Consider the following 5,966-nt stretch of genomic DNA (forward strand, 5'->3'; position numbering starts at 1 on the left):
TTTATGTGGTTGTGTGGGTGTGTTGTAGGTGTCTGGTTATGTTATAATATATATTTTTATTTTTTTATTTTTTTTTTTTTTGTTTTTTTTTTTGTTTTTTTAATAGTGTTTTTTTATTGTTTTTTTTGTTTGTTGTTGGTTTTTTGATATAAATTAATGATATGTTGAGTTAAACAGATGAGATGGGGGAGGGTAAGAAAGAGGGCCGCAAAGGGGGGGGGGGGGGGGGGGGGGGGGGGGGGTAGACTCCCTAAGAAAATAGCCCTCTTAGGGGGCTCAAGCACAGCTGAACTCAAAGACCTCTTAGAGGTTTGCCTTTTAAAAGCGGGGATTGTGCCCAGCTTTTATGAGAGTGATTACAACCGCTACTACGAAGAAAGCGCGTTTGAAAACCCACCCTTAAGGGATTTTGCTCCCGATCTCATCTATTTACACACCTCTTGGCTCAATATTGAACACTTCCCCCCACTTAACGCCCCAATAGAAGAGATTGTCAAACTTGTCCAACAAGAGATGGGCAAATTAGAGATCATGCTCATCTCTTTAAAAACCCGCTATTCTTGTGCGATCATCATCAATAATTTTGATCTGCCCTTGCACCGCTCTTTGGGTAATTTGGACAATTTAGAGGGCAAGACCCACTTTATTAACGCCCTCAACACCGCTCTTGTTAAGCTTGTCAAAGAACACCCCTCAGTGTATGTGCAAGATTTATTGCATCTGTCCGCCCAAGTGGGGCTCTCTTCGTGGTTTGATCCTAACCTATACTACCGCGCCAAGTATGCAATGAGCTATGAGGGCTTGGCTTGTGTGGCTTTGAATTTGAATAAGATAGTTTGCGCTATTTTTGGGCTTTCTAAGAAGGTTTTGATTTTAGATATGGACAACACCCTTTATGGCGGTGTGATTGCCGATGATGGCTTGGCTGGCTTGGTGCTTGGGAGTGAGAGCGCGATTGCAGAGAGTTATCGTGCTTTCCAACGCTATATTTTAGAGCTTAAAGAACGGGGGGTGTTGCTGGCGATCTGCTCTAAAAACACGCATGAAAACGCCCTTTTGGCTTTATCTCATGAGAACATGCTCTTAAAACCCGCTGATTTTGCTTGCATCCAGGCAAACTTTGAGCCCAAAGATCGCAACATTGAGCAGATTGCCCAAGAGCTCAATTTGGGGCTAGATAGCTTTGTCTTTGTGGATGACAACCCAGCAGAGCGGGCTTTAGTTTCTGCGCAATTGCCTAGCGTGGCTGTGCCTGATATGGGGCAACCTGAGGAATACATAGCAAGGCTAGATGAGGCGGGGTATTTTGAGCCAATTTCATTGAGCAAAGAGGATTTAGCCCGCGCTGCCCAATACCAAGCCAATGCCCAGTGCCAAAATGCCCAACAACAATTTAACTCTTATGAAGAATTTTTACAAAGCCTGGAGATGCACGCCACCATCGCCCCCTTTAACCCCCATATTTTTGAGCGTCTAACCCAGCTCATCAACAAAACCAACCAATTTAATTGCACCACCAAGCGATGCACTTTAGCCCAAGTGCAAGAATGGGCGCAAAGCCCTAAATACATCACCCTTTATGGGCAGTTGGTGGATAAATTCGGAGACAATGGCATTGTGGCGATCAGTGTGGGGCGCATTGAGGGGGAGACCTGCCATTTAGACATTTGGTTGATGAGTTGTCGGGTGCTCAAAAGAGATTTAGAATTTGCCATGCTCAACTCTCTAGTCAAGCGGGCTAAAGAGTTGGGCGTAAAAAACCTCAAGGGCTATTACTACCCCACGCCTAAAAACGCGATGGTCGCCCAACTTTATACCAGCTTTGGTTTCACTTTAGAGAGCCAAACAGAGAGCCAGAGCGTTTTTCATTTGGATTTAGAAAAGCACACAGATAAACCCCACTACATAAAGGTGAATGATGGAACAGGCACAGATTTTTAGCCAGTTGCAAGAGATTTTTAGAGACATTTTTGATGATTCAAGCTTGGTTATCAATGAGAGCACTAATGCTAAGGACATTGAGGAATGGGATAGCCTAAACCACATCAGTTTGATCAGTGCCATTGAAAAGCATTTTAAAATCAAATTCCATTTGAGCGAATTGCAGGGGCTTAAAAATGTGGGGGAGATGGTGGCTTTGATTGCGCGCAAACTTGAGCATGCCTAAAACCTACCGCTTTGCTAACCTCTTTTGGGGTGTGTGGGTAAGCTATGTGTGAGTCGGGTCAAGTTGCAGGTGGGGCTGTTGGCTTAAAGCATGCCTATAAGTTTAAAGACTTGTGCGTGGGGATGTGTGGGGGCTTTAGCGTGGTGGTAACCTCTGAGATGTTGGAAAAATTCAACGCCTTAAGTGGGGATAATAGCTATCTGCACGCCAATGCGGATTATATGCAAGCCAAAGGTTTCAAGGGGGTGCTTTTCCATGGGGCAGCTTTGGGCATGTTTTATTCTAGGTTGGTGGGCAAGCATTTACCCGGTGAGTATGCCATGTCTTTAAGTTACGATTTGCGCTTTAAAAAACCCGTCTATGTGGGGGATCGCCTGCAGGTGAGCGGGCGCATTGTGCATTTGAATGAAGCATTCCAAGTAGCCAGTTTAAAAGCGCGCATTGAAAATATCAATGATGAGCCCTTTTTGGTGAGCACGGCAGACATTTTAGCCAAAGTTTTAGAATGAAAGATGTTTATTTAATTTTAGGGGCTTCCTCTGATTTGGGGCTAGCCCTCTTAGAAGAGTTGCCACAAGATAGTGTCATTTTAGCCCACAGCCATAAAAGCCCCTTGCCTAGCAAGCCCAATCTACACCCCCTCAAGGCGGACTTAAGCTCTTTGCAAGAGGTGCAAGGCTTGATTGATATTATCAAAGCTAATCACCCCACGCCTCATAAAATCGTGCATTTAGCCCACCCCAAGTATGCCTACACCCGCCTTAAAGACATCTCCCCCCAAGCCCTGCAACACGGCTTTAACACCAGCGTGCAAAGTTTCTTTTTAATCTTACAAGCCTTTTTGCCCACTCTAGCGCGCCAAAAGCAGGGGGGTAAGGTGGTGAGCCTGCTCTCAAGTGTTACGCACAATGTTCCCCCCAAACACACGAGTATCTACACCACGCTTAAATATGCGCTCTTGGGATTCATGCGCTCTATGGCGAGCGATTATAAAGAACACAATATCCAAATTAATTGCCTCTCCCCCTCCATGATTGAAACTAAATTTTTAGAGGGTATTAATCCTAAAATCGTGCAAATGACAGCAGATGCCCACCCCCTCAAGCGCAACGCCACCCCAAAGGACATTGTGCCCATGTTGCTCTTTTTGCTCTCCAGTGGGAGCGATTATATGACAGGGCTAAACATCCCCATCAGCGGTGGGCTGGGATTTTAACAGAAAGGTTGTTATGCTCTTTAATTCGGTGGAGTTTATTTTTATTTTCCTGCCCATCAGTTTTTTTGTCTATTTTGGGCTGAGTCGTTGGCATACCCTGAGTGCTAAGGCGTGGTTGGTGGGGGCGAGTTTATTTTTTTATGCTTATTGGAATGTCAAATACCTACCCCTCATTGTAAGCTCCATTGTCTTTAATTTTGCCATTGTGCAAGCGATGTGGGCTAAACCCAAGCTAGCCAAAGGCTTTTTAAGCTTAGGATTAGTGACTAATTTAGCCCTCTTGGGTTACTTCAAATACGCCGACTTCTTCATCAATAATTTCAACACCGCTTTTAGCACTTCTTTTAACCTCTTGCACCTAGCCCTGCCCCTAGCCATTAGCTTTTTCACTTTGCAGCAAATCACTTTTTTACTAGATAGTTATGCCCAAATTGATTCCCCTAATGCAGGGGCTAAACCCCCCACCAATCTCTCTAACTTTTTAGATTACGCGCTGTTTGTAACCTTCTTCCCCCAACTCATTGCTGGTCCTATCGTGCACCATAAGGAGATGATGCCCCAATTTGCCAAAGACAGCAATAAACGCATTTCTTTAGACAATATCGCTAGTGGCGTTTTTATCTTTGCCATTGGGCTGTTTAAAAAGGTGGTGATCGCTGATAGCTTGGCTAAAATTGCCACAATGGGCTTTGACACCTCTAAAGTGCTCTCGGCTTTAGAGGGGTGGATGACCTCTCTATCTTACACTTTCCAACTTTACTTTGATTTTAGCGGGTATACAGACATGGCAATCGGAGCAGCTTTGCTCTTTAATATCCGCTTGCCCCAAAATTTTAACAGCCCCTTTAAAGCCTCCAGCATAGCAGAGTATTGGCAAAGATGGCATATGACCTTGAGTCGTTTTATTTTTGATTACTTGTATGTCTCCATTGCAAGGGTTTTTTCTAACCCCACCTTCCACACTTCCATGCTGGCTATCTTTATTGCCTTTGCCATCGCTGGGCTTTGGCATGGGGCAAGCTGGCTATTTGTTTTCTTTGGGCTTTTGCACGGGCTAGGCGTGGTGATCAATCACTACTGGTCTAAGAAAGTGCGTAAAAAATACAAGCTTAAGCCTCTGCCTGTGTGGCTGGGGTGGTTCATCACTTTTAATTATGTGAATATTGCCAATATCTTTTTTAGAGCAAAAGATTTTGCAGATGCGTTTAAAGTGCTCAAGGCGATGTTTTTGATGAGCGGGTTTAAGAATTACTTCTTTAGTGTGGCACTCGATCACACCAGCAAGCTTTTTATTGGAACTGCGGCTATCTTAGCCCTTGTGATCACCTTTGGTTTTAAAAATAGTTGCCAAGTCTTAGAGAGTTTTAAACCCTCCTTGTGGCACTTGGGCTGGACTTACGCCACGATTTTTGGCATCGAGCTTTATATTTTTGGCTATGTGAATCGGGTGTCTGAGTTTATTTATTTTAACTTTTAGGATAAATCGTGTCGGCTAAAACATATCTTTGGGCGGTTTTTGGGTTTATGGTGGTTGGTTTTGGTGTCTTTATCATCTCAAACTACATTGTTGATCCTTTTCAGCAGCTTAGAAAAGCCAGTTGGTATAACATCGATTTTTATGATGACGATGCAAGATGGCTGATCCCAGGCATGGCCAGGAATTTTGATTATGAGAATATTCTCGCCGGTTCAAGCACAGAAGAAAATATCGGCATTGATACGCTTTCCCAAATTTTCCAACTAAAAAAACCCATTAAATTTATGATAGAAGGCTCTGAGGGCTATGAGATCTATGCGGCATTAAATCTTGCCCTCCACACAAAACCCAACATTAAAACCGTGATTTATGCTCTGCGCCCCACTCTTTTTGTGCATGACACAACCAGCAACGACTCTTTTCCAAAATTTCTATACAACACAGACGATCGTTTGAAGCAAGTTTTAACCTACCTAACCAGTCCTAAGACCACCCAAAAGACCTATGACTATCTCAAATCTTTTTTGCTCCGCCAAGAAAGTTTGTCTGCTGATTCTTGTAGGCAGTATAACGAAATGTTTGCCTTTGATTGTAAGCGTTTTCCAAATCTCAAACCCCTGGGTCCTGAGCATGTTATTAAAGTCTACTTGGATGTGAAAAAACTCCATGCAGGCCCGCACAACAGACACTTTCCTCAAGAGCAGGCCTTGCAGAACGCACAAAATGAACTCGAGAGTTTGATCAAGTCCCACCCACAAACACACTTCATCTTATTTTATGTGCCTTTCCCTGCGATCCTCTACTACCAAACCATAGAAGACCACAATGAGGTCTTTTTTGAGCAACAAGATTTATTGTTCCCCAAAACCCTTAGTCTGAGACTCCTATCTTATAAAAATGTTGAACTTCACGATCTAAGAACCTTGCCCTTTGTTACCGATCTTAATGCCTACTACGATATTTGGCATTGCGATCGCGATCATTTAAAACTTGCTTTTAAAGCCATAGTTAGTAAGAAATACCAACTCACCCCCTCCAATGTGCAAACCTTTACAGATGCTCTTAAAAATTTGGTTTTAAATTACCATATCCCTAAAGAACTATTG

The 5,966-nt window shown here is 43.5% G+C and carries 6 protein-coding genes; all 6 read left to right on the plus strand.

What is annotated here, in order from left to right; translation table 11 throughout:
* Window positions 1-177: 177 nt before the first annotated feature.
* The gene (locus tag C5684_RS03220) at window positions 178-1,941 is read left to right on the plus strand and encodes an HAD-IIIC family phosphatase (RefSeq protein WP_324761460.1); all 1,764 of its coding nucleotides are present in this window, start codon (window positions 178-180) and stop codon (window positions 1,939-1,941) included.
* On the plus strand, window positions 1,919-2,167 hold the full coding sequence (locus C5684_RS03225) for an acyl carrier protein (protein ID WP_006016900.1): 249 nt from the start codon (window positions 1,919-1,921) through the stop codon (window positions 2,165-2,167). The genes C5684_RS03220 and C5684_RS03225 overlap by 23 nt, the downstream gene beginning before the upstream one ends.
* A gap of 44 nt (window positions 2,168-2,211) precedes the next feature.
* On the plus strand, window positions 2,212-2,676 hold the full coding sequence (locus C5684_RS03230; RefSeq protein ID WP_006016901.1) for a MaoC/PaaZ C-terminal domain-containing protein: 465 nt from the start codon (window positions 2,212-2,214) through the stop codon (window positions 2,674-2,676).
* Window positions 2,673-3,383 (plus strand): SDR family NAD(P)-dependent oxidoreductase, encoded by a 711-nt coding sequence (locus tag C5684_RS03235; protein ID WP_104639409.1) that lies wholly within the window; start codon window positions 2,673-2,675, stop codon window positions 3,381-3,383. Before C5684_RS03230 ends, C5684_RS03235 begins: the two co-directional genes overlap by 4 nt.
* A gap of 13 nt (window positions 3,384-3,396) precedes the next feature.
* Complete coding sequence (locus C5684_RS03240) at window positions 3,397-4,860, plus strand: MBOAT family O-acyltransferase (RefSeq protein ID WP_104639410.1); 1,464 nt, start codon at window positions 3,397-3,399, stop codon at window positions 4,858-4,860.
* A gap of 8 nt (window positions 4,861-4,868) precedes the next feature.
* On the plus strand, window positions 4,869-5,966 hold a 1,098-nt coding region (locus tag C5684_RS03245; protein ID WP_104639411.1), incomplete at its 3' end, for a hypothetical protein.

It is taken from the genome of Helicobacter bizzozeronii (assembly GCF_900196775.1).
Classification (GTDB): domain Bacteria; phylum Campylobacterota; class Campylobacteria; order Campylobacterales; family Helicobacteraceae; genus Helicobacter; species Helicobacter bizzozeronii.

Excerpts from the sequence above, each read along its gene's own strand:
- C5684_RS03235 (WP_104639409.1), top strand. The coding sequence starts at position 2,673 with ATGAAAGATGTTTATTTAATTTTAGGGGCTTCCTCTGATTTGGGGCTA.
- C5684_RS03230 (WP_006016901.1), top strand. The coding sequence starts at position 2,212 with ATGTGTGAGTCGGGTCAAGTTGCAGGTGGGGCTGTTGGCTTAAAGCAT.
- C5684_RS03220 (WP_324761460.1), top strand. The coding sequence starts at position 178 with ATGAGATGGGGGAGGGTAAGAAAGAGGGCCGCAAAGGGGGGGGGGGGG.
- C5684_RS03240 (WP_104639410.1), top strand. The coding sequence starts at position 3,397 with ATGCTCTTTAATTCGGTGGAGTTTATTTTTATTTTCCTGCCCATCAGT.
- C5684_RS03225 (WP_006016900.1), top strand. The coding sequence starts at position 1,919 with ATGGAACAGGCACAGATTTTTAGCCAGTTGCAAGAGATTTTTAGAGAC.